The sequence below is a fragment of the Nocardia lasii genome (assembly GCF_042658545.1).
GTDB lineage: Bacteria > Actinomycetota > Actinomycetes > Mycobacteriales > Mycobacteriaceae > Nocardia > Nocardia lasii.
Window position 1 is genome coordinate 242,957 of the sequence record NZ_JBHSQN010000011.1, and the last position, 20,846, is coordinate 263,802.

26 protein-coding genes and 1 pseudogene are annotated in these 20,846 nt (G+C 68.3%); 5 read left to right on the forward strand and 22 right to left on the reverse strand.

From position 1 onward, the window contains the following. Positions 1-27 precede the first annotated feature (27 nt). Entirely contained in the window at positions 28-1,149 is a 1,122-nt protein-coding gene (locus ACFP3H_RS17195) for a serine/threonine-protein kinase (protein ID WP_378606994.1), read from the reverse strand. A 140-nt stretch (positions 1,150-1,289) separates the two neighbouring features. Here ACFP3H_RS17195 and ACFP3H_RS17200 point away from each other — a divergent pair, with 140 nt between their 5' ends. Further along, positions 1,290-2,093: a transglutaminase-like domain-containing protein gene (locus tag ACFP3H_RS17200; RefSeq protein ID WP_378606997.1), complete on the forward strand. Its 804-nt coding sequence runs from the start codon at positions 1,290-1,292 to the stop codon at positions 2,091-2,093. 12 nt (positions 2,094-2,105) lie between these two features. Here ACFP3H_RS17200 and ACFP3H_RS17205 read toward each other — a convergent pair whose 3' ends face one another. The 5 genes and pseudogenes from ACFP3H_RS17205 to rlmN all read right to left on the reverse strand — a co-directional run bounded on the left by ACFP3H_RS17205 (position 2,106) and on the right by rlmN (position 4,577). After that, the gene (locus ACFP3H_RS17205) at positions 2,106-2,510 is read right to left on the reverse strand and encodes a hypothetical protein (protein ID WP_378607000.1); all 405 of its coding nucleotides are present in this window, start codon (positions 2,508-2,510) and stop codon (positions 2,106-2,108) included. A 132-nt stretch (positions 2,511-2,642) separates the two neighbouring features. Then, positions 2,643-2,789 (reverse strand): annotated as a pseudogene (locus tag ACFP3H_RS17210) (23S rRNA (adenine(2503)-C(2))-methyltransferase RlmN); the annotation flags it as partial. A 54-nt stretch (positions 2,790-2,843) separates the two neighbouring features. Next, on the reverse strand, positions 2,844-3,155 hold the full coding sequence (locus ACFP3H_RS17215; RefSeq protein WP_378607003.1) for a hypothetical protein: 312 nt from the start codon (positions 3,153-3,155) through the stop codon (positions 2,844-2,846). After that, on the reverse strand, positions 3,152-3,358 hold the full coding sequence (locus tag ACFP3H_RS17220; protein WP_268240879.1) for a hypothetical protein: 207 nt from the start codon (positions 3,356-3,358) through the stop codon (positions 3,152-3,154). The genes ACFP3H_RS17215 and ACFP3H_RS17220 overlap by 4 nt, the downstream gene beginning before the upstream one ends. Positions 3,359-3,467: 109 nt before the next feature. Further along, on the reverse strand, positions 3,468-4,577 hold the full coding sequence (gene rlmN, locus ACFP3H_RS17225) for a dual-specificity RNA methyltransferase RlmN (protein WP_378607007.1): 1,110 nt from the start codon (positions 4,575-4,577) through the stop codon (positions 3,468-3,470). A 101-nt stretch (positions 4,578-4,678) separates the two neighbouring features. Here rlmN and ACFP3H_RS17230 point away from each other — a divergent pair, with 101 nt between their 5' ends. Beyond that, on the forward strand, positions 4,679-5,056 hold the full coding sequence (locus ACFP3H_RS17230) for a LapA family protein (protein WP_378607010.1): 378 nt from the start codon (positions 4,679-4,681) through the stop codon (positions 5,054-5,056). On the opposite strand, the gene ACFP3H_RS17235 is transcribed toward ACFP3H_RS17230, so the two are convergent. The 5 genes from ACFP3H_RS17235 to rpsB all read right to left on the reverse strand — a co-directional run bounded on the left by ACFP3H_RS17235 (position 5,053) and on the right by rpsB (position 9,494). Further along, entirely contained in the window at positions 5,053-5,916 is an 864-nt protein-coding gene (locus tag ACFP3H_RS17235) for a phosphatidate cytidylyltransferase (RefSeq protein ID WP_378607457.1), read from the reverse strand. The genes ACFP3H_RS17230 and ACFP3H_RS17235 overlap by 4 nt on opposite strands. Before the next feature lie 113 nt (positions 5,917-6,029). Next, positions 6,030-6,587: a ribosome recycling factor gene (gene frr / locus ACFP3H_RS17240; RefSeq protein WP_378607012.1), complete on the reverse strand. Its 558-nt coding sequence runs from the start codon at positions 6,585-6,587 to the stop codon at positions 6,030-6,032. A gap of 49 nt (positions 6,588-6,636) precedes the next feature. Then, on the reverse strand, positions 6,637-7,365 hold the full coding sequence (gene pyrH / locus ACFP3H_RS17245; protein ID WP_378607015.1) for a UMP kinase: 729 nt from the start codon (positions 7,363-7,365) through the stop codon (positions 6,637-6,639). Between the two features lie 169 nt (positions 7,366-7,534). Next, positions 7,535-8,359, reverse strand: coding sequence for a translation elongation factor Ts (gene tsf / locus ACFP3H_RS17250; RefSeq protein WP_378607018.1), 825 nt, complete (start codon positions 8,357-8,359; stop codon positions 7,535-7,537). Positions 8,360-8,612: 253 nt separating this feature from the next. Further along, entirely contained in the window at positions 8,613-9,494 is an 882-nt protein-coding gene (rpsB, locus tag ACFP3H_RS17255) for a 30S ribosomal protein S2 (protein WP_378607021.1), read from the reverse strand. Positions 9,495-10,381: 887 nt separating this feature from the next. Here rpsB and ACFP3H_RS17260 point away from each other — a divergent pair. From ACFP3H_RS17260 to ACFP3H_RS17270, 3 genes are all read left to right on the forward strand, one after another. Then, positions 10,382-10,624, forward strand: a complete 243-nt coding sequence (locus ACFP3H_RS17260; RefSeq protein ID WP_378607024.1) for a hypothetical protein — start codon at positions 10,382-10,384, stop codon at positions 10,622-10,624. A gap of 513 nt (positions 10,625-11,137) precedes the next feature. Continuing rightward, positions 11,138-11,671, forward strand: a complete 534-nt coding sequence (locus tag ACFP3H_RS17265) for a M23 family metallopeptidase (RefSeq protein ID WP_378607026.1) — start codon at positions 11,138-11,140, stop codon at positions 11,669-11,671. A gap of 50 nt (positions 11,672-11,721) precedes the next feature. Beyond that, positions 11,722-12,237: a DUF1990 family protein gene (locus ACFP3H_RS17270; protein WP_378607029.1), complete on the forward strand. Its 516-nt coding sequence runs from the start codon at positions 11,722-11,724 to the stop codon at positions 12,235-12,237. 3 nt (positions 12,238-12,240) lie between these two features. On the opposite strand, the gene ACFP3H_RS17275 is transcribed toward ACFP3H_RS17270, so the two are convergent. The 11 genes from ACFP3H_RS17275 to rplS form a co-directional block, all read right to left on the reverse strand. Beyond that, entirely contained in the window at positions 12,241-12,609 is a 369-nt protein-coding gene (locus tag ACFP3H_RS17275; protein WP_378607032.1) for a GatB/YqeY domain-containing protein, read from the reverse strand. 245 nt (positions 12,610-12,854) lie between these two features. Next, positions 12,855-13,154 (reverse strand): DUF202 domain-containing protein, encoded by a 300-nt coding sequence (locus ACFP3H_RS17280; RefSeq protein ID WP_378607035.1) that lies wholly within the window; start codon positions 13,152-13,154, stop codon positions 12,855-12,857. Next, positions 13,151-13,516 carry a YidH family protein gene (locus ACFP3H_RS17285; RefSeq protein ID WP_378607038.1) on the reverse strand — a complete coding sequence of 122 codons (366 nt, stop codon included), beginning with the start codon at positions 13,514-13,516 and terminating at the stop codon, positions 13,151-13,153. Before ACFP3H_RS17285 ends, ACFP3H_RS17280 begins: the two co-directional genes overlap by 4 nt. Before the next feature lie 503 nt (positions 13,517-14,019). Further along, positions 14,020-14,943, reverse strand: coding sequence for a tyrosine recombinase XerC (locus ACFP3H_RS17290; RefSeq protein WP_378607041.1), 924 nt, complete (start codon positions 14,941-14,943; stop codon positions 14,020-14,022). A 434-nt stretch (positions 14,944-15,377) separates the two neighbouring features. Further along, positions 15,378-16,547 carry a DNA-processing protein DprA gene (dprA, locus tag ACFP3H_RS17295; RefSeq protein WP_378607044.1) on the reverse strand — a complete coding sequence of 390 codons (1,170 nt, stop codon included), beginning with the start codon at positions 16,545-16,547 and terminating at the stop codon, positions 15,378-15,380. Next, on the reverse strand, positions 16,544-18,052 hold the full coding sequence (locus ACFP3H_RS17300) for a YifB family Mg chelatase-like AAA ATPase (RefSeq protein ID WP_378607047.1): 1,509 nt from the start codon (positions 18,050-18,052) through the stop codon (positions 16,544-16,546). The genes dprA and ACFP3H_RS17300 overlap by 4 nt, the downstream gene beginning before the upstream one ends. Beyond that, complete coding sequence (locus ACFP3H_RS17305) at positions 18,052-18,408, reverse strand: YraN family protein (protein WP_378607050.1); 357 nt, start codon at positions 18,406-18,408, stop codon at positions 18,052-18,054. Before ACFP3H_RS17305 ends, ACFP3H_RS17300 begins: the two co-directional genes overlap by 1 nt. A 90-nt stretch (positions 18,409-18,498) precedes the next feature. Continuing rightward, positions 18,499-18,804: a DUF2469 domain-containing protein gene (locus ACFP3H_RS17310; RefSeq protein WP_011210678.1), complete on the reverse strand. Its 306-nt coding sequence runs from the start codon at positions 18,802-18,804 to the stop codon at positions 18,499-18,501. 46 nt (positions 18,805-18,850) lie between these two features. After that, entirely contained in the window at positions 18,851-19,555 is a 705-nt protein-coding gene (locus ACFP3H_RS17315; protein ID WP_378607053.1) for a ribonuclease HII, read from the reverse strand. Between the two features lie 20 nt (positions 19,556-19,575). Beyond that, on the reverse strand, positions 19,576-20,346 hold the full coding sequence (gene lepB, locus ACFP3H_RS17320) for a signal peptidase I (protein ID WP_378607056.1): 771 nt from the start codon (positions 20,344-20,346) through the stop codon (positions 19,576-19,578). 87 nt (positions 20,347-20,433) lie between these two features. Then, positions 20,434-20,775, reverse strand: a complete 342-nt coding sequence (gene rplS / locus ACFP3H_RS17325; RefSeq protein ID WP_062986944.1) for a 50S ribosomal protein L19 — start codon at positions 20,773-20,775, stop codon at positions 20,434-20,436. Positions 20,776-20,846: the final 71 nt, after the last annotated feature.

The following is a 20,846-nucleotide window of genomic DNA, read 5'->3' on the forward strand; positions in this document are numbered from 1 at the left end:
GGATATGGCACCGGGCGAACCCGTCGATCACGCGCCGATCAGCAGCGCCAGCACCGCGGCGACACCGGCCACCACGACCAACAGCAGCAGATACGTGCCCAGCGCCGCGCCCCAGCCGCCGCGCCGTGGCGGCGGCACCGGAATCCGGGCCGGTTGCTGCCAGTACTGCGGTTGCGCGGCGTACTGCGGCTGCGGCACCGGCATCGGCGCCGGGCTGTAGGGGGTGCCCGCCGCGCTCACCGGACGCATGGGCGGCACGCCGACGAACGGTTGCGGATGCGACCCCGAAGTCGGCCGGGCGATCGGGCGCGCGCCCGTGGTGGGCGTGCGCAGGGCGCGCTTGGCGGCCTCGACGAACTCCTCGCACGAGTTGAACCGGTCGGCGGGCCGTTTGGCCAGGGCACGCGCCATCACCGCGTCGAGGATCGGCGGCAGCCCCGCGCGACGCGGGCTCACCGGCGGCGGGGGCGCCTGCAGGTGGCCGGTGATCACCGCGGCCGGACTCGCCGATTCGAACGGGGCGCTGCCGGTGAGCAGGGTGTAGAGGGTGCAGGCCAGCGAGTACTGGTCGGTGCGGTGATCCAGGGCGGCGCCGGTGAGCTGCTCGGGCGCGGCGAAGGCGAGCGTGGCGGTGAACGAACCGGTCTCGGTGAGATGGCCCGAATCATCGCGCAGGCGGGCGATGCCGAAGTCGGTGAGATACACGCGCTCCTGGCTGTCGGAGCGGGCCAGCAGGATGTTGGCGGGCTTCACGTCACGGTGCAGGACACCGGCGCGGTGCGCGTAATCCAGGGCGGCGGCGGTCTCGCCGATGATCTGCAACGCCCGATCCGGCGGCAGGGTGTGCGGATTCAACGACGACGCGTCGATCCCGTCGATGTACTGCATGCTGATCCACAGCTGGTCGCCCTCGACCCCGCGATCGAACACCGTCACGATATTGGGGTGGTCGAGCTGAGCCACCAGATCGGCCTCCCGCTCGAACCTGGCCCGGATCTCGGTGTCGGAGAACAACTCCCGATTGAGCAGTTTCAGTGCCGTCCAGCGGGGCAGCCGCGGATGCCTGGCCAGATACACCGACCCCATCCCACCGCGCCCGAGTTGGCGATCGATCGTGTAGCCGGCGAACACCGTCCCGTCAGAAACCATCTCTCTGACCCCCGAATCTCGCTCGACGTCCGACGGCTGGACCCTACCAAAACGCCGTTCGCACCGTCGAAATGCCCGCTCCACACCGCCGATGCGGGGTTCGGTTCGCCTGAACCGGGTCGGCCTGTCACTCTGGTGCGGTGAAACGGGACGTTTCCGCCCACCTGGAGGTCGCGGTCCATGCCGATTCGGTGCTGCAGTGTCAGATCGCTGCCGCCCGACAACCCGGGCTCGAACTGATCGAGTCCATGACATGCTCGCTCGACGGCGAGCCACGCACACCGCGCGAGATCCTCGGACCGCACGGGTCGCGCATCCACGTCCTCGACGTGGGCGCGGGCACCCTGCGGATCGACTATCAGGCGACGATCCTCGGCACCGCGATCATCGAGCCGCCGTCGGACTACGACCTCGCGCTGTATCGCAGGCCGAGCCGGTACGCGGAGTCGGACAAGCTGCTCGGGTTCGCGGCGGCCGAATTCGGTTACGGCATCGCCGATCCCGAGGTGGCCAACCGGGTCTCGGCGTGGATCGGACGCCGGATCACCTACGTGCCCGGCAGCAGCACCCCCATCGACGGCGCGGTCGAGACCTTGCTGTCGGGCACCGGGGTGTGTCGCGATTTCTCGCACCTGATGGTCGCGCTGCTGCGCGCGGTCGGCGTGCCCGCCCGGGTCGCCGCGGTCTACGCGCCCGGGTGTGTGCCGATGGACTTCCACGCGGTGTGCGAGGCCTACGTGGACGGCAGGTGGCGCGCGTTCGACCCGACCGGGCTGGCACCACGGTCGAGTCTGGCCCGCATCGCCACCGGCCGCGACGCCTCCGACATCGCCTTCCTGGACAACCTGGGCGGCGACATCACCCTGAACTACATGTCGGTCAACGCCTTCGTCGAAGGACCACTGCCCTACGACGACTTCATCACCCCGACCAGCATCGTCTGACCCGCGCCGTCCTCAACTCCTCGCGGGGAGCGCGACCGTGGAGAAACGAAACAGATCGACCGGTCCCCCGAGACCGGTCATCACCCCCAACAGCCCCTGACACGTGTGCTCGTCGTAGAAGAAGATGCCGCTTTTCGGCCCGAAGGTCCGAAACCCGTGCCAGAACATGAGTTCCGGAATATGGACGGTCGGCTGCCCGGCCGACGGGCGAGGCCACCCCCGACTCTTCGCGATCCGCGCAAGCCCCGCCTCGATCAGCGCACTCTCCCCCGCCTCCCCCACACCCATGAAGTCCGCCCGCGTCGCCAGCTCATCGTGGAAATAACCCCACGGAACCGCGAAATCCTGTGCCGTACGAAGGCTTTCCCGCAACCGAGAAACCCGAACCCGCAGGGCGGAATAGCTGTCAGCAACCATGATGCAACCTCTTCGGTGTTCGATAGAGCTCACTGGTCAACGTCGGCCGCCAGCGTAACCACACCCACCGACACCTTCACCGAGCCAGACGAACGCTCCGCCTTCTGCTGCGAGCTGCCCGCAGGCCGCACCCGCGAGCTTGCGGATCGCCGGCGCCAGACCAACCGTCGACACCGCCATCGACCGCTGCGAGGTCCCAAGCCTGTCCGGCGACGACGAGGTGATGCGCCGAACAGTCGATAGCACACACCTCTAATTAGCTAGAGGCTCGCCGATACCCTTGATTTACAGACGCTCCGACCAGCGCTGACGGCTGGCAAATCACGCCGCGAGCTAGTCGACGCTCGGCCGTCTCCGCATTTCCGCCAGCAGTTGAGCCAGGTCGCGGTCCCGATCGAAGCCGCGCTCGGTGATCAGCCGAATCGCCTCAGCAGCGGCGAAAAACTGGTATCCGGCGGCTATCAGCGACTGCACGAGTTCTTCGGCCTGCGTGTCACGGGCCACCGCAGCAGCGATGTCGATATCCGCCGTGAATCGCGGGTTCGATCGGGCGGACACCGCGAACCCGCCAACGATTGACCACTGACACCCGCGCTGATCAAGATCGGAAGCAGCCTTCCGGAGCGCAGCCTCGAGCGGATTCATGCAAACCTGGCCGACGGTCGGCCTCGCCCTCCGCCGAGCGGCTCATACGGTCGCGACAGTAACCACTCGTCAATCGCTGAATCGATCACCGACTCGTCCGCGTCCGGATGCTTACGACGAAGTCGAGCGCGCTGCATTCCCAAGCCGAACTCGAACATACCGACCGCAAGCCGGAGCCGATCCGCAGGTGAGTCGTCATCCATACACCTAGCCTACCGTCGGCGTCGGCCCCACCCTGGCCATCCGCAACCGCGATACCTCGGTCCAACTCGGCTTCCGGAGCTACCAACATCGCTGGACGCCAGGGTGAACTCAGCCTTCGGCAGCCAGCTGCCCACACGCCGCCGCGATCTCCTGACCGCGAGTATCGCGCACCGTGCACGACACCCCCTGGGCGATCACGCGCCGAACGAACTCGCGCTCAACAGGTTTCGGACTGGCGTCCCATTCGCTGCCCGGGGTCGGGTTGAGGGGGATCAGGTTCACGTGGACCAGCGGGCCGAGAGCCTTGTGCAGCTTCTTGCCCAGCATGTCAGCGCGCCAAGGCTGGTCGTTGATGTCGCGGATGAGCGCGTACTCGATCGAGACTCGACGGCCGGACTTGTCGGCGTAATAGCGTGCGGCGTCGAGGACTTCGGCGATGGACCAGCGGTTGTTCACCGGTACCAGGGTGTCGCGGAGTTCGTCGTCAGGGGTGTGCAGCGAGACCGCCAGACGCACCGACATGTCCTCGTCGGCCAGCTTGCGGATCGCGGGCGCGAGGCCGACCGTGGACACGGTGACCGAGCGCTGGGAGATACCGAGACCGTCGGGAGCGGGCGAGGTGATGCGGCGGACCGCATTGACCACTCGCTTGTAGTTCGCGAGGGGTTCGCCCATGCCCATGAACACGATGTTGGACAGACGGCCGGGACCGCCGTGTACTTCGCCGTCGCGCAGATCGGCGGCGGCCGCGCGGACCTGGTCGACGATCTCGGCGGTCGAGAGGTTGCGGGTCAGGCCCGCCTGGCCGGTGGCGCAGAACGGGCACGCCATGCCGCAGCCCGCCTGGCTCGAGATGCACAGCGTGTTGCGGTCGGGGTAGCGCATGAGCACGCTCTCGAGCAGCGTGCCGTCGTGGGCCTTCCACAGCGTCTTGCGGGTGTCGCCCTCGTCGCAGGCGATATTGCGGACCACCGACAGCAGGGGCGGGAACAGCGTCTCAGCGACCTTGTCGCGCACGTCGGCGGGCAGATCGGTCATCAGGGCCGGGTCGGCCTGCAGGCGGCCGTAGTACTGGCGGGCCAGCTGATCGGCCCGGAACTTCGGCAACCCGAGCTCCTGCACCGCGGCCTTGCGTTCGTCCGAATCCAGATCGGCGAGGTGGCGCGGCGGCATACCGCGGCGCGGGGCATCGAACACGAGGGGCAGGGAGGTGGCCATAGTTTCACCATTGTCCCAAACGCGACGTCGGGACCGCCACGCCGGGCGACGTTATCGAGAAGTTGCGTGCGTGAGCGATAGCGGTCGGCAATGATCGAACTATGAGTACACACGCGGAATCCGGTGCGTCACCGGCCGAGCACGACCCGCCGACGACCGAACACACCGGCAAGCACAGCAAGCACGACAAGGCGGTCGAGCCCGCGAAGACCGCACCGGTCACGCACGACGCCGTGCACGGATCGCGCGCCGGCTACACCTGGATCGCCCTGATCGCCGCCGCCCTGCTCGGCATCGTTCTGCTGGTCTTCATCATCCAGAACCTCGACAAGGTCCGCACCGAGCTGCTGTTCTGGAGTTTCGAGCTACCACTGGGCATCACCGTGCTGCTGTCGGTGATCGCGGGCGCGCTGGTGATGGCGCTGGTCGGCGGGGTCCGCATCCTCCAGTTGCGCCACGCGGCGAAGAAGTCGCTCTAGATCAGCGCGCTGAGCACCAGCCACGAGACGAAGGCCGAGGGCAGCATCGAATCGAGCCGGTCCATGATTCCGCCGTGGCCGGGCAGCAACGTGCCCATGTCCTTGATGCCGAGCTCACGCTTGATCTGCGACTCGATCAGGTCGCCGAGAGTCGCCACGACCACCAGGCCGACACCGAGCACCACGCCGATCATCGAGTTCGCCTCGAGCAGCAGCGTGACGGTCAGCAGACCGCCGATCACGCTGAACACCAGCGACCCGCAGAACCCCTCCCACGACTTCTTCGGACTGATCGCGGGCACCATCGGATGCCTGCCGAACAGCACGCCGGCGACATAGCCGCCGACATCGGAACACACCACCAGGATCATGAACGTGAGCACCCGCAGGTTGCCGTCGGGTTCGAGCAGCAGCAGCGTGGAGAACGCGGCGAGCAGCGGAATCCAGGCCAGGGTGAAGATCGTGATCGCGGTATCACGCAGGAAGTTCTTCGGCGCCACACCGAGACCGTGGTCGAACAGTCGCCACACCATGCACACCAGTGCGGTGGCCGCGAACGCGCCGAGCACCCCGCTCGCACCCCACGGCCACCCCAGCCAGAACACCGCCTGCCCGCCCACCAGCAGCGGCACCCGCGGCACCAGCACATCGGCTTCGCGCAGCCGCTTGGCGACCTCCCAGGTGGCCACACCGACACCGACACCGGCGACCGCGATGAACACCTTGGGCACGAACAGCAGGATCGCGATCAGCGACAGCCCCAGCGTCAACCCCACCGCCAGTGCCGCGGGCAGGTTGCGTCCCGCCCGCGAGGTCGGGGCAGGCGGCACGGCCGCGGTCTGCTCGACCGTGTCCGGCATCGGATCCGGTGCCGCCCCGGTGGCGGCGGCGTCTTCGGCCACGATTGTCCCGTCGCTCAACTCGTCGTTCCGTTCATCCCCCGCACGAGCGGGCCTGGTGAGATCTGCCGTGCTCAGACCTCGAGCAGTTCGGCTTCCTTGTGCTTGACCAGCTCGTCGACCTGCGCCACGTACTTGGCGGTGGTCTTGTCGAGTTCCTTCTCGGCGCGCCCGACCTCGTCCTCGCCCGCTTCGCCATCCTTCTGGATCCGGCTCAGTTCGTCCATGGCCTTGCGGCGGACGTTGCGAATCGAGACCTTGGCGTCCTCGCCCTTGCCCTTGGCCATCTTGACCATCTCGCGGCGACGTTCCTCGGTGAGCTGCGGCACCGAGATGCGCAGGATATCGCCGTTGTTGGTGGGGTTCACGCCCAGATCGGAGTTGCGGATCGCGTTCTCGATCAGGCCGAGCGTGCTCTGCTCGTAGGGCTTGATCACGACCATGCGCGGCTCGGGCACGGTGATGCTCGACACCTGGGTGATCGGGGTCAGCGAGCCGTAGTAGTCGATCAGTACGCGCGTGAACATGCCGGGGTTGGCGCGACCGGTGCGAATGCTGCCCAGGTCGTCCTTCGCCACCGTCACGGCCTTGTCCATCTTCTCCTCGGCATCGAAGAGCGCTTCATCAATCACGACCGAATCCTCCACAGCGTCGTCATCGTCATCATCCGCGGGTGCGGGGTCACGACCGAACCAGGGTGCCGATGGGTTCACCGGCGACCGCACGGGCAATATTGCCCTTGATCAACAGATTGAACACCAGCATCGGCATCTGGTTGTCCATGCAGAGACTGAACGCGGTGGCATCGGCCACCTTCAGCCCCTTTTCGATCACTTCCTTGTGCGTGATCTCGGTGAACATGCTCGCGTTCGGATCCACCCGCGGGTCGGCGTCGAACACGCCGTCGACCGCCTTGGCCATCAGCACCACGTCGGCGCCGATCTCGAGCGCGCGCTGGGCGGCGGTGGTGTCGGTGGAGAAGTAGGGCATGCCCATGCCGGCGCCGAAGATCACGACGCGGCCCTTCTCGAGGTGGCGCTTGGCGCGCAGGGGTAGGTAGGGCTCGGCGACCTGGCCCATCGTGATGGCGGTCTGCACGCGCGTGTCCACGCCCTGCTGCTGCAGGAAGTCCTGCAGCGCCAGGCTGTTCATCACGGTGCCCAGCATGCCCATGTAGTCCGAGCGGGCGCGCTCCATGCCGCGCTCCTCGAGCTCGGCGCCGCGGAAGAAGTTGCCGCCGCCGATCACCACGGCCACCTGCACACCGGTCTCGACGATCTCGGCGATCTGCTCGGCGACGGTCTGCACGACGTCGGGATCGAGACCGACCCCGCCACCACCGAACATCTCCCCACCCAGCTTGAGCAGCACCCGGTTGTATCCAGGGCGGTCGTTACCCGGGTCGGTCATGGGTGTCGGTCTCCTTCGGCGAGGTCGAGAGCGGGGCGAGCGGGCGGCATCCATCCTGCCCTATCAGGTTGCGGTCACCCAGAAGTGGGGTCACCTCGATCCATGAGGAAAGCCCCTCCGGCGCGGCATCACACCGCCCCGAAGAGGCTTTTTCGTCCTGTCAGGCGGATCAGGCCTGGCCGACCTCGAAACGAGCGAAACGCTTCACGTTCACGCCCGCCTCTTCCAGAAGCTTCTTGACGGTCTTCTTGGAGTCGGTGACGGCGGACTGCTCGAGCAGCACGACGTCCTTGAAGAAGCCGTTGACGCGGCCTTCGGTGATCTTGACCAGCGCGGCCTCGGGCTTGCCCTCTTCGCGCGCGGTCTCCTCGGCGATGCGACGCTCGGCGTCAACGACCTCGGCGGGCACGTCCTCACGGGTCAGGTACTTGGCCTTGAGGGCCGCGACCTGCATGCCCGCGGCACGAGCGGCCTCGGCAGCGGCGTCGCCGGTGCCCTCGTACTCGACCAGCACGCCGACGGCGGGGGGCAGGTCGGAGGCACGCTTGTGCAGGTAGGTGGCGACCGGGGCGTCGAAGGACACGACGCGACGCAGCTCCAGCTTCTCGCCGATCTTGGCCGAGAGCGCCTGCACGGCGTCGTCGACGGTGCCGTCGGTCAGCTTGAGCGCCTTGAGGGCGTCCAGGTCGGCCGGCTTGGCAGCGGCGGCCGCGGTGACGATGGCGTCGGCGAGCTGCTGGAATTCGGCGTTCTTGGCGACGAAGTCGGTCTCGCAGTTGATCTCGACCATCACGCCGTCCTTGGCGGTGACCAGGCCCTCGGCGGTCGCGCGCTCGGCGCGCTTGCCGACGTCCTTGGCGCCCTTGATGCGCAGCACCTCGACGGCCTTGTCGAAATCGCCGTCGGAATCGGCCAGCGCGTTCTTGCAGTCCATCATGCCGGAGCCGGTCAGCTCACGGAGCCGCTTCACATCAGCAGCGGTGTAGTTCGCCATCGGGGGCGAGCCTCCTGTTTTTTTGGCGGCTGGCGCCGCGGGTTTCTCGGCCCTGTGGGCCTCGATCTTCCCTCCCGGCGGGCACTCCTTCGTCGCACCCTGAAGGTCAGTCCGGATCGAGGCGGCCGAGAAACCACGGAAAAGGGCATCTCGGCCGAGGCCATGCACTTGCTTGTTCGGGTATTACGCCACCTTGCCGACCGCATCTGAATTCAGACGGGTCGGCAAGGTGAACAGTGCGCTACCGGTCAGCTCAGAAGTCGGCCGGGGTGTGCTGCGCCGGGTCGGCCTTGACCTCGGCCTCGGCCTCGGCCGGGGTCTCGATCGGGGTCTCGACGACCTCGGTGACCTCGACAGCCGGGGTCGCGGAGGACAGGAGCTCCTGCTCCCACTCGGCCAGCGGCTCGCCTGCGCCGGCTTCGGGCTTCGCGTCGCCGGAAGCCTGGCCCGCGCGGGCCTGCACGCCCTCGGCCACCGCGGAGGCGACGACCTTGGTCAGCAGTGCGGCGGAACGGATCGCGTCGTCGTTACCCGGGATCGGGTAGTCGACCAGGTCGGGGTCGCAGTTGGTATCCAGGATCGCGATGACCGGGATGTTCAGCTTGCGCGCCTCGCCGACGGCGATGTGCTCCTTGTTGGTGTCCACGATCCAGATGGCCGAGGGAACCTTGGCCATGTCACGGATACCGCCGAGGGTGCGGTCCAGCTTGGTCATCTCACGCGTGAGCATGAGGATTTCCTTCTTGGTGCGACCCTCGAAGCCACCGGCCTGCTCCATGGCCTCGAGTTCTTTGAGGCGCTGCAGGCGCTTGTGCACGGTGGAGAAGTTGGTGAGCATGCCACCGAGCCAACGCTGGTTCACGTAGGGCATGCCCACGCGCAGCGCCTCGGAAGCGATCGACTCCTGGGCCTGCTTCTTGGTGCCGACGAAGAGAACGGTGCCACCGTGGGCGACGGTCTCCTTGACGAACTCGTAGGCCTTGTCGATGAAGGTCAGCGTCTGCTGCAGGTCGATGATGTAGATGCCGTTGCGGTCGGTGAAGATGAACCGCTTCATCTTCGGGTTCCACCGACGAGTCTGGTGGCCGAAGTGCGCGCCGCTGTCGAGCAGCTGCTTCATAGTTACGACGGGCATAGCCTTCGTATCTCTCTTTCGTTGCCGGTTGTCGCGGCCGATCGGTGATCGACTGCCCTGGCGCCACCGAAACCGCCGGACCCGATTCGAAGAATCCGGGACCAGCCGACGATTTCCTGTTCATCCGACGGAGAACTCGCGCTGACATGCCCTCTCGGCGAAGTCGGCTTGCGAGCGACGACCGGATGGACGAGCACGGGTGGCGCGCGAAGTCGGTTCGTGCTGTGCACACGCAATGGCTGCTGAACACAAACCGCTCGATCAGTCTACGCGGGCGAAGCCCAGGCCCGAAATCGCCCCCTGCGCATCGGCCGCCCACCGCATGGGTGAAGTACGAGATATCCACATGTGTCGAAGTTGTCCACAATCTCGAATTCGGTGTCCCACGGGGCCCGTTCGGCGCCCAGAGTGGGGGCATGAACACGTTGATACGCACCCTGATCACGACGTTTCCGCTGCTCCTCGCGCTGGGAATCGCCACCGCACCGGCGGCCGCGCATCCCGATCCGGGCTCCCCGACCGTAGCTGGGACCCCTGCCGCGGAGCCCGATCACGTACCGGAAGCGCCCACGCCGACGCCGGTGTGTGGGCCGCCGGTCGTCCTCGCCCAGCCGCCTACCGGCCAGACGCGCGGTCCCGCGCCCGAGCGTGCGGCCACCCCGGGATCGGTACCGGTCACACCGCCGCGTCCGGCACCGGATTCCGAGTCGTCGCCGAGCACGGCTCCGGTGCCGGTACGACAGGATTCCGCTCCGCCACCGAACGCGACCCCGGCGAGACCGGATTCCGGGCCGTCGGCGCGCACGACCCCGGCTCCGCCTTCGTCGGGCTCGCCTGGCGCGGGGAGTCGGCCGGCGTCGTGCGGTCGCCCGTCCGTCGTGGTGCCGGTGATCGTCGTTCCTCGCCGTGAGCTGGTTCCCGCACCCGTTCCGGTCCAGGTCACGGTCCACGAGCTCGGCCCGACCCGCTCGCGGCCGGAGCAGCGCCCCGCGGCCGCGCCCGAACTCGAGGTCACCGTTCGTACGGGCGGTGGGAGCGGGTCGGCGGCCCAGCTGCCCGCTGTCCTGCGGGAAATGTTGCGGGCCATGGCAGCGCAGCAGCGCGTCCCGACTCCCCGACCGCATCGCTGAGACGGGCCGACGATGTTCGAGAACCCCACACGCCACCAGAACTCGCGCGTCCCTCGCATCGATCGATCCCTGACCTATGTGTCCACGCCGTTCTGGGAGGACGACCCGATACCGAGGATCGACGCTCGAAGCCCACGTCGAGGTGCGTTCCCAGCGCACGACCCGGTCTCACAGCGAGGTACCGCGGGCCGACGGCCCCGTCGGTCCTGGGCGGACATCCACCTGCCGCAGATCGATGTGCTGAGTTTCCGAACCCGTCGGTCACCCGCGGTCGGGCGGTCGATCGGGAGTTGTCGGCGTTCCCGGAGTGATCGCCGCGTCAGCGAGAGCGAGGGGCGGTCCACGGTCTTCGGTAGTCGACGCCGCGGTGTCGAGTTCTCCGATGCCGCGGCGGTGCGGTGGACGTCGGCGACCCGGTTTCGGGATCATCGGCGCCACTCGGTCGACCATCGCGGGTGGGTCGACACGTTCGACGGCGATGAATGGCCGCCGCGACCGGGGAAGGCGCGGCGGGTGGTGCGCGGGGTGTGGGCGGTGGTCGGGCGGGCGGTGGGGGTGATCGCGCTGGTGGCGATCGTGCTGGGCGCGGCGGCGCCGGTCGATGCCGCCGCGGCGGGGACGTTCGGGTGGCCGTTGCGGCCGCGGCCGACGGTGGAGCGGCCGTTCGACAAGCCGGAGCGCAATTGGTTGCCGGGCCACCGCGGAGTGGATCTGGCGGGGGCGGTCGGGCAGTCGGTCTTGGCGGCGGGTGCGGGCATCGTGGTGTTCGCGGGTGAGGTCGCGGGCAAACCGGTGGTGTCGATCGACCATCCGGGTGGGCTGCGCACGACCTACGAGCCGGTGCGGGCGCAGGTGAGCGTGGGAAGCAGGGTGGGTCGGGGTACGGCGATCGGCACCCTGGTCGGCGGGCACGAGGGTTGTCCGGTCGCCGCCTGCTTGCACTGGGGCGCCCGCCGGGAAACCGGCACCCACAACTCGCGCGAGTACGTCGACCCGCTCGGACTCCTGCACGAGGTGCCCGTTCGCCTGAAGCCGTGGGTTCCGTGATGTGACCGAACCGACTGGGCGACCGAGCGACGGAAGACGAGAATCGAGACGTGTCCGAGGAATCAGTGCCCTTCACCTATCCCGAGGTCGGTGCCACCCGCACCGATCCGCCCGCCGGCTACCACCGTTTCCGACATCGTCGGCCGATCGGCCACGGTCGCGCCCTGTTCGACCGGGCTGCCGAGCATATTCTCGGCTTCGGAATGCAGAAGGGCGTCGGCATCTTTCAGCGGGCCGACACCGAAACCGCCCTCGCGGGAACCGAATTGCGACTCCTTCTCGGCGTGGGCCGCTTCGGGATCGGCGCGCCGTGCCGCGTGGTCTACGTCCTCGACGAACCGGACCGGCGCGGTTTCGCCTACGGCACCCTGCCCGGCCACCCCGAGATCGGCGAGGAGCTGTTCGCCGTCGAATACGATCCCGCCGACGACACCGTCTACGGCCTGGTCGCCGCCTTCTCCCGGCCGGGCTCCTGGTACACCCGCCTCGGTGGTCCCATCGCCCGCGCGGCCCAGGGCTGGATGGCCCGCCGCTACCTCGCCACCCTGCCCACCGACGAGGAGTGATCCTCAGAGCAGCGCGGTCAGTGCGTCCGCTTCCGCGATCAGTTGATCGCCGCGCTCGACAGCTCCAGCACGCACGTATTCCGCTGCCGCGGTGCGCCTCTCCTCGATCTCACGGCGAACGATGTCCTCGACGTCGGCTTCGGTCAGATCCCGCCGTCGCACCTCGGCGGCACCGAGTCCGACCGGACTGTCTTCCAGCGCACCCGCTTTCACCGCTCCGATATCGACCGCCTCCGCATTGTCGATCGCGCCCAACGTCGAGCGCAGCGCCGAGACCGCGCCCCGGTCACGCGCTTTCATCGCGGCCTTCAGTGCGGCGCGCAGTCGCTCACGCAAGGGAGCCTCGGAAGGGACCGGGTGATCGGAGGTCATGGTTGTCGAGGCTAGGTTCCGCTGGACCCGGCGTCGAGCGGTTTGTCGACGTGGGTCTCGATCGCTAGGGCGCACGATCGCCACGCGTAAGCGCGCACAATGGCCACGCGGAATCGGCCACGATCGCCGGGCTCATTCGGCAGCGTGCCCGGAGAGACCAGTTCGGCTGGGGTGGGGTCGAATCGGGGCAGCGAAGCCGGTGCCGCACCGACGGTCCTGGCAACCGGTGCGCCACGGAAACCGCGTCAGCCGTGAACCAGAACAGCGACCGCGGCGATCAGGGCGACGAGCGCCACGCCCACCGCCGTGGCCGCCACTGGCCGGTGGCCACCGCTGGTCTGCCCGCGATCCAGCGAACGGCCGCGATACCAGGCCAGCGCCGCCAATATCAGCGCGACGACGGCGGCGACCAGTGGAAGTACCACGGTCCGGCGGCTGTCGGTGGTCATCTCGTGGACGAAGATCATGGCGCAGCCGGCGGTCGCGAGAGATGTGCGACGCCAGGACAGGGCGGTGCGTTCGGCGGCCAGGGTCGAGGCGCTCATGACAGGACCACCGCCACGCAGGCGAGCAGTGCGACCACCGCGACCCCGGCGGACAGGATCGGGACCAGTTCCGATCTCGGCAGGTCGCGCCCGCTGCGCATCGCCAGATTCACCCGACGCCAGTGCAGGAAGGCGGCCAGCGCGACGATCAAGGCCATGAGCAGGCAGATCAACGAGATCGGCCCGGCGAACCCGGCGAGGCGGGTCGGCTGCACCAGGGTGTGCACCGCGACGCCGCCCGCGAGCAGCCCGAGCGCGGTCCTGATCCAGGCCAGAAAGGTCCGTTCGTTGGCGAGGGTGAATCGGTAGTCGACCTGCTCCTCACCATCGCCGGATTCGGCCCCCACCTCGGGCAACGTCACCGCACCACCTCCTTGCCCCATCATGGCCCACGCACTGCCTCGACCGTCGAATGTGGCAAGCGCGCCGTCCGAGAACGCAGCGGCGCACCGCCCGATCCCCGGGAATGCAACGCGGCCCGCGCTCCCTTCGCATCGAAGGATCGGACCCTCGACGGAGGCGCGGACCACTGTCCGCTCGGTTCGTCGCAGCCGAAGACCGCTGCGCGTCGGTTCGTCGCCAACGACGACCACTGACCGCTCGGCCCATCGCAGCCGAAGACCGCTACCAGTCGGTTCGTCGCGAACGACGACCACTGCCAGTCAGTCCGTCGCCAACGACGACCACTGCCAGTCAGTCCGTCGCCAACGACGACCACTGCCAGTCAGTCCGTCGCCAACGACGACCACTGACCGCTCGTCCATCGCAATGGCTCGTAGCGCGGGACGTCGGCAGCCCATCCCCCGGTCGGCGATCCCCACGTACTGGCAGGGTCGAGAGCTGGCTGTCCCACCCGTCGCGAAGGTCAGGCGCGGGGATGGGCTTGGTCGTGGACTCGTTTGAGTCGTTCGACGGAGACGTGGGTGTAGAGCTGGGTGGTCGCCATGCTGGCGTGGCCGAGCAGTTCCTGGACGACCCGCAGGTCGGCGCCGCCTTCCAGGAGGTGGGTGGCGGCGGTGTGGCGCAGACCGTGCGGGCCCATGCCGGGTGCGCCGGGGATGGCGGCGACGACCTCGTGGACGACCTCGCGCGCTTGGCGCTGGTCGAGTCGACGTCCGCGCTGGCCCAGCAGCAGCGCCCGACCGGACCGCTCGTTGACCAGCGACGGGCGGCCCGCCCGGAGCCACGCGTCGAGTGCGGTGTCGGCGGGGCCGCCGAAGGGCACCGAGCGTTCCCTGTTGCCCTTGCCGAGCACCCGCACGAGACGTCGTTCCCGATCGATGTCGTCGAGATCGAGTCCGCACAGTTCGCTGACCCGAATCCCGGTGGCATACAGCAACTCCACCACCAGACGATCCCGCAGTGCCATCGGATCCTGTTGTGCCGCACCGGATTCCGCCGCATCCATCGCCAGCTCGGCCTGCTCGCGACCGAGTACCGCGGGCAATGTCCGATACGCCTTCGGCGCCTGCAACCGCAGCCCCGGATCCACGCCGAGCCGCCCGGTCTCGGTGAGCCAGGCGGTGAAAGTCCTCGCCGCCGAGGCACGTCGAGCCATCGTCGTACGCGCCACCCCCGCCGCCGCCTGCTCGGCCAACCACGACCGCAGCAGCGCCAGATCCAACTCCCGCACCGCCGAATCCGCCGACCGCGCGTAGAGGTGCTCCAACAGCGATCGCACGTCCCCCACATAGGCCCGCACGGTGTGCGCCGACCGATTCCGCCCCAACCGCAGATGCCGCCCGAACTCCGCCGCCAACGCGCCCAGATCCTCGGGCAACACATCCATCCCCCCACCGTCGCCCCTGTCCGGCCCCCACGCAACCCACCACGCCGCCACCGAACTCGAACCCGAACACCCCCCAGCCCCACCACCACCCGTCCACTCCCCCGCGACACACCCCACAACCCAAGTCCGCGACCGCACATCTCAACCCCGATCCACCGACAAACCTCCGCCCACGACCGAACGCACGACCCACGACCGTCCACAGCCCCGCCCACCGCACACGCCACCACCCGCAGCTCCCCACGCGTCTCCCACCTCTCACCTCACCCAACGACCGGACATCCGAACCACCCGCCGGATTCCCCACCCACCAGGCCCGCCGGCACCCTCGACCCCGCGCCTCACAGCTCACCCGTCCGACCGGACGCTGAGAACCACCCCTCAGATTCGCAACCCATCAGCCCCCACCACCCTCGACCACGCGCCTCCACCACTCACCTCGCCCGCCGACCGGACGTCCGAAACCACCCGTCGGAATCGCACCCCGCCAGGTCCGCCAGCTCCAGACTGGGCAGGACCGCACGGACGGTGGCCAGGTCGAGGCCGGACTGTTGGGACAGTTCGCGGGGTAGGCGGGAGCCGGTCGTGGGTAGGGCGGCGTAGATGTCGGCTTCGGCGCCGCGCAGGTGGGCCGCGCGGTCGGCCGTGGCGTCGTCGGTGACGGGCAATCGCAGCGGGCCCGCTTCGTCGATGATGTCCTCGGCGCGGGTGACCAGCAGCGCTTCTCCGTCTCGGATCATGCGGTGGCAGCCGACCGAGGAGGCCGAGCCGACGGGTCCGGGCACAGCCATGGCGGGACGACCCAGCCTGCGCGCCCATTTCACCGTGTTGCGGGCACCGCTGCGCAGGCCGGCTTCGACGACCAGCACACCGTCACCGAGCGTGGCGATCAACCGATTTCGGGCCAGGAATTGGTGTTTCTGCGCCGAGACGCCCGGCGGGTATTCGCTGACCACGAGGCCGGTTTCGGCGATGGCCGCGAGCAGCCGGTCGTGTTGCGCCGGATACGGCCGATCGACACCACACGCGAGGACCGCCACGGTCGACCCACCGACGGCCAGCGCCGCTCGATGCGCGGCCGCATCGATACCGAAGGCCGCGCCGGAGACGATGGTCCAGCCCCGCCCCGCCAGCTCGCACGCGATATCCCCCGCCACCTGCATCCCGTAACTGCTGCTGCACCGCGAACCGACCACCGCGACAGCCCGTTCGGACGCGGTGGTCAACGACAGCGGTCCACGCGCCCACAGCACCAGCGGCACCGCCGCTTCACGATCCCGCTCGATATCGAGCTGGTCGAGCCCCAGCATCCGCCAGCTGGGCCACTCCTCGTCGTCGGGCGTGATCACCCGACCGCCGAGCCGGGTGATCGTCTCCAGATCAGCGGCCGCAGAGTCGATCTCCCGACGCATCGCCGTGGGTCCGCGCAGCGCCGCGGGCAACTCGTGCTCGCGGACGGCACGGGCCGCCTCGCACACCCCGACCGAGGCGATCAACGCCGACAGCGGCGCGCACGGCCCCTGCACCACCCGCGACAGATAGACCCAGGCCAGCCTGCGCTCGTCCGGTTCCCCGTCGAGATCGACCGCGCACGACGCACTCATTGCGCACCTCGCTGCCGAAAGTTCAACGACGACATGACATCCGCCACCGTGGGAATCTCGCCCTCGCGCAGATCACAGACCGTCCAGGCCACCCGGATCGCCCGATCGGCGCCGCGCGCCGACATCCGACCGAGCCGCAGCGCGGACTCGATCGGTGCGAGGGATTCGCGTGGCAGCCGGAAGCGTTTGCGTAGAACATGGCCGGGCACTTCGGCATTGGTGGCCCACCCGTCCTCGCTCCATCGCAGCGCGGCCCGCTCCCTGGCACGGGCCACGCGCGCGGCTACGGTGGCGCTGCTCTCGACCTGCTGGTCGCCGAACGTGGCGCCGGCCTGGCCGTGCATCTGGACCCAGATATCGATGCGATCGAGCAGCGGCCCCGACAGTTTGCCCAGATACCGACGACGCGCCAGGGGCGCGCAGATGCAGTCCACATCTCGCGCGGGCGCGCACGGGCAGGGGTTGGCCGCCAGGACCAGCTGGAATCGGGCGGGATAGCGGGCGACACCGTCGCGCCGGGCGATGCGCACTTCGCCTTCCTCGAGCGGAGTGCGCAGTGCCTCCAGCACTTTCGTGCCGATCTCGGCGCACTCGTCGAGGAACAGCACCCCGCGATGCGCCCGACTCACCGCACCGGGACGCGCCATGCCCGAGCCGCCGCCGATCATCGCGGTGACCGAGGTCGAATGGTGCGGTGCCACAAAGGGCGCCAGGGTGAGCAACGGTTGCTCGGCCGAGAGCGACCCGGCCATCGAGTGAATCGCGGTCACCTCCAACGACTCCGCCTCCGACAGCGGTGGCAGCAGGCCGGGAAGTCGTTGCGCCAGCATCGTTTTGCCGATCCCCGGCGGTCCGGTGAGCAACAGGTGATGCCCGCCCGCCGCGGCTACCTCGAGCGCCCAGCGTGCCTCGTCCTGGCCGACCACGTCGCTGAGGTCACCGCACAGTGTCTGCGTCCCGGGCAGCACACCGTCGGGTTCGATCAGCGTGCCCTCGCCCCGCAGCCACGCCACGACCGCGCGCAGACTCGTCGCCCCGAGCACCTCGATCCCCTCGACCAATCCCGCTTCGGCGACGGCCTCGGCGGGCACGATGACCGTGGGCAGGCCGGCGGTTCGCGCGGCGATCACCGCGGGCAACACCCCGCGCACCCGCCGAACCCGTCCGTCCAGCGCCAGTTCCCCCAGCAGCACCGTCTTCACCAACCGCTCACCGGGCACCGCACCGGAGGCGTCGAGAACGGACACGGCCAGCGCCAGGTCGTACACGCTGCCGACCTTCGGCAGGGTGGCGGGCGACAAGGCCAGGATCACTCGCCCGTCGGGCCACTTCTCCCCGGTATTGGCCACCGCCGAGCGCACCCGATTGCGGGACTCCTGCAGCGCGGCATCGGGCAGCCCGACCAGATTCACCGAGGGCAGCCCCTGCCCGATATCGGCCTCGATCTCCACCAACTGCCCGTCGACCCCGGTCACCGCCACCGACAACGCGCGTCCCAGTGCCATCAGAACGCCGCCGTCAGGTGGTCGATGATCGGCCCGCGCCCGCGCGGGACCAGCACCGAGACGACATCGAACCGGATCCGCCGCCACGGGCCGTCCTGTTCGGCCAACCACAGCAGCGCCAACCGGCGGATCCGCTGCTGTTTGCTGAAGGTGACCGCTTCGGCCGGGGTGCCGAACCCCAATCCCGATCGCGTCTTCACCTCGACGAAGGCGATGACCGAGGGATCCTGCGCGATCAGATCAAGCTCACCGTAGCGACACCGCCAATTGCGGGCGACGATCCGCATGCCGTTCTCGCGCAGGTACTGCGCGGCCAACGTCTCCCCGTAAGCGCCGAGCTCCTGTTTGTGTGCCATGAGCCAAGCATGGGCACACCCCCTCGCGGCACCCTCCCCCGCGACCTGGGCAAACAGAAAACCTGTGGATAACTCCGAGCCTGGGGATAACTACTCCGGCAGGCGCAGGTCCGGCTTCTCCAGCTCCTCGATATTCACGTCCTTGAACGTGATCACCCGCACGTGCTTGACGAAGCGGGCCGGGCGGTACATGTCCCACACCCACGCATCGCTCATCCGCACTTCGAAATACACCTCGCCGTCGGCGTTCTGCGGACGCAGTTCGACAGAATTGGCCAGGTAGAAGCGCCGTTCGGTCTCCACCACGTACGAGAACTGGCCGACGATGTCCTTGTACTCGCGGTACAGGGACAGCTCCATCTCGGTTTCGTACTTCTCGAGGTCCTCAGCACTCATCGGGTGGGACGTCCTCCTGCTAGCAGCGCCGCGTTCATTGTTGTCATCATCGCGCATGCGCCGCGCGGGTAGCCACTCGGCTACCTCCGGGCACCTCGAGCTCGCGCACATTGCGCCAGGAACGGCGGTGTTCGGTGCTGGGTCCGAGCTGCCGCAACGCGGCGGTGTGCTCGGGCGTGTTGTAGCCCTTGTGCGCGGCGAAACCGTAGCCGGGCAGCTGCGCGTCGAGCTCGACCATCATCCGGTCCCTGGTGACCTTCGCCAGGATGCTCGCCGCCGCGATGCAGGCCGCCGTGCCGTCGCCGCCGATCACCGGCAGCGACGGCGCGGGCAGCCCGGGGACCTTGAATCCGTCGGTCAGGATGTAGCCGGGCTCGCGGGCCAGGCCGGCCACGGCTCGGCGCATGCCCTCGATATTGGCGACGTGGATGCCGATCGCGTCGATCTCCCACGCGGGCACCACCACCACACTCCACGCCAGCGACAGTCGCTGGACCACCGGGAACAGCTCCTCACGGGCCGCCTCGGTGAGTTTCTTGGAGTCGTCGAGCCCGGACAGCTTGTCGTAGGCCTTGGGCGCCAGCAGACACGCGGCGACCACCAGCGGTCCCGCACAGGGCCCGCGCCCGGCCTCGTCGACACCGGCCACCGGTGCGAGGCCGCCGCGCACGAGTGCGGCCTCGAGGGTGCGTAGTCCACCCGCGCGGCGCATCACCATCCGCGGCGGCCAGCTGGTCCGATCCTGCCCCACAGTTCGATTGTCCTGTCGCGTCAGTTCTCTTGCGCGTTCTGGGTTTTGACTGGACCCATTCGGCCGGGGGGCCAGATCTTGAAGACCGTCTTGCCGCGCACATTGTCCACCGGCACCGTGCCCTGCAGATCGTCGCTGACATGCGCGCGCGAATCGGCCGACTCGTTGCGGTTGTCGCCCATCACCCACAGGTTGCCCTCGGGCACCTTGACCGGCCCGAACACCCGCCCGGCCGGGTACACCGCGTTGGGACGATCGGTGAACCAGGGGTAGTCCTTCTTGATGTAGGGCTCGTCGAGCGGTTTCCCGTCGACCATCACCCGACCCTGCGGATCGCAGCACTGCACGGTCTGCCCGCCCACCGCGATCACACGTTTGACCAGGTCGTTCTCGTCGGGCGGAACCAGTCCGAAGTAGGAGAGGAAGTTCTGGATGCCGCGCACCACGGCGTTGTCGGAGCGCACCGACTTGTAGTGCCCGTTCCACGACGGCGGTCCCACGAAGACCACCACGTCGCCCGGTCCGGGTTCGGAGGCGTAGTAGCTGATCTTCTGGACGTAGATGCGATCGCCGATGAGCAGCGTGTTCTCCATCGACTGCGACGGGATCACGTACGGCCGACCGACGAACGTGACCATCAGTGCGGCGATCACCGCCGCGATCACCACCAGGATCGGCAGTTCCTGCCAGAACGGGCGCTGCTTCTTGGCGCCGCGCTTCTTTCTCCGCTGCTGCCCACCGTCGTCGTCACCCGAATCCGACACCGACACCGAACCACTTTCGTCTGCCACGCCGAACAGAGTAGCCCGGCACCCTGACGTGAGTCGGGTGCCGGGCTACCTGAAGAAATTCTGGTACTGCGTGGTGCTACTGCGAGATCAGCGCTTTTCCTTGATCTTGGCAGCCTTGCCGCGCAGATCGCGCAGGTAGTACAGCTTGGCGCGACGCACGTCACCGCGGGTCACGACATCGATGTGGTCGATGTTGGGGCTGTGCACGGGGAAGGTGCGCTCGACACCGACGCCGAAGGACACCTTGCGGACCGTGAAGGTCTCGCCGATGCCGCCGCCGTGGCGACGGATCACGACGCCCTTGAAGACCTGGATGCGCTCCTTCGAGCCTTCGATGACCTTCACGTGCACGTTCAGGGTGTCGCCCGGACGGAAGTTGGGGACATCGCTGCGCAGCGACTTCTCGTCGACGAAATCAAGGGTGTTCATTTTCCACCTTTTCGGATTCTTCACGTGAACAGAGGAACCTGGCGGCACTTCACGCGCGCGACCGGTTCATG

Excerpts from the sequence above, each read along its gene's own strand:
- ACFP3H_RS17275 (WP_378607032.1), bottom strand. The coding sequence starts at position 12,609 with ATGACCTCCGATCACCCGGTCCCTTCCGAGGCTCCCTTGCGTGAGCGA.
- ACFP3H_RS17290 (WP_378607041.1), bottom strand. The coding sequence starts at position 14,943 with ATGGATGTGTTGCCCGAGGATCTGGGCGCGTTGGCGGCGGAGTTCGGG.
- ACFP3H_RS17215 (WP_378607003.1), bottom strand. The coding sequence starts at position 3,155 with ATGAATCCGCTCGAGGCTGCGCTCCGGAAGGCTGCTTCCGATCTTGAT.
- rpsB (WP_378607021.1), bottom strand. The coding sequence starts at position 9,494 with ATGCCCGTCGTAACTATGAAGCAGCTGCTCGACAGCGGCGCGCACTTC.
- ACFP3H_RS17235 (WP_378607457.1), bottom strand. The coding sequence starts at position 5,916 with ATGCCGGACACGGTCGAGCAGACCGCGGCCGTGCCGCCTGCCCCGACC.
- ACFP3H_RS17310 (WP_011210678.1), bottom strand. The coding sequence starts at position 18,804 with ATGAGTGCTGAGGACCTCGAGAAGTACGAAACCGAGATGGAGCTGTCC.
- ACFP3H_RS17300 (WP_378607047.1), bottom strand. The coding sequence starts at position 18,052 with ATGGCACTGGGACGCGCGTTGTCGGTGGCGGTGACCGGGGTCGACGGG.
- dprA (WP_378607044.1), bottom strand. The coding sequence starts at position 16,547 with ATGAGTGCGTCGTGCGCGGTCGATCTCGACGGGGAACCGGACGAGCGC.
- rlmN (WP_378607007.1), bottom strand. The coding sequence starts at position 4,577 with ATGGCCACCTCCCTGCCCCTCGTGTTCGATGCCCCGCGCCGCGGTATG.
- ACFP3H_RS17230 (WP_378607010.1), top strand. The coding sequence starts at position 4,679 with ATGAGTACACACGCGGAATCCGGTGCGTCACCGGCCGAGCACGACCCG.
- ACFP3H_RS17220 (WP_268240879.1), bottom strand. The coding sequence starts at position 3,358 with ATGGATGACGACTCACCTGCGGATCGGCTCCGGCTTGCGGTCGGTATG.
- ACFP3H_RS17305 (WP_378607050.1), bottom strand. The coding sequence starts at position 18,408 with ATGGCACACAAACAGGAGCTCGGCGCTTACGGGGAGACGTTGGCCGCG.
- ACFP3H_RS17280 (WP_378607035.1), bottom strand. The coding sequence starts at position 13,154 with ATGAGCGCCTCGACCCTGGCCGCCGAACGCACCGCCCTGTCCTGGCGT.
- tsf (WP_378607018.1), bottom strand. The coding sequence starts at position 8,359 with ATGGCGAACTACACCGCTGCTGATGTGAAGCGGCTCCGTGAGCTGACC.
- rplS (WP_062986944.1), bottom strand. The coding sequence starts at position 20,775 with ATGAACACCCTTGATTTCGTCGACGAGAAGTCGCTGCGCAGCGATGTC.
- ACFP3H_RS17195 (WP_378606994.1), bottom strand. The coding sequence starts at position 1,149 with ATGGTTTCTGACGGGACGGTGTTCGCCGGCTACACGATCGATCGCCAA.
- ACFP3H_RS17205 (WP_378607000.1), bottom strand. The coding sequence starts at position 2,510 with ATGGTTGCTGACAGCTATTCCGCCCTGCGGGTTCGGGTTTCTCGGTTG.
- pyrH (WP_378607015.1), bottom strand. The coding sequence starts at position 7,365 with ATGACCGACCCGGGTAACGACCGCCCTGGATACAACCGGGTGCTGCTC.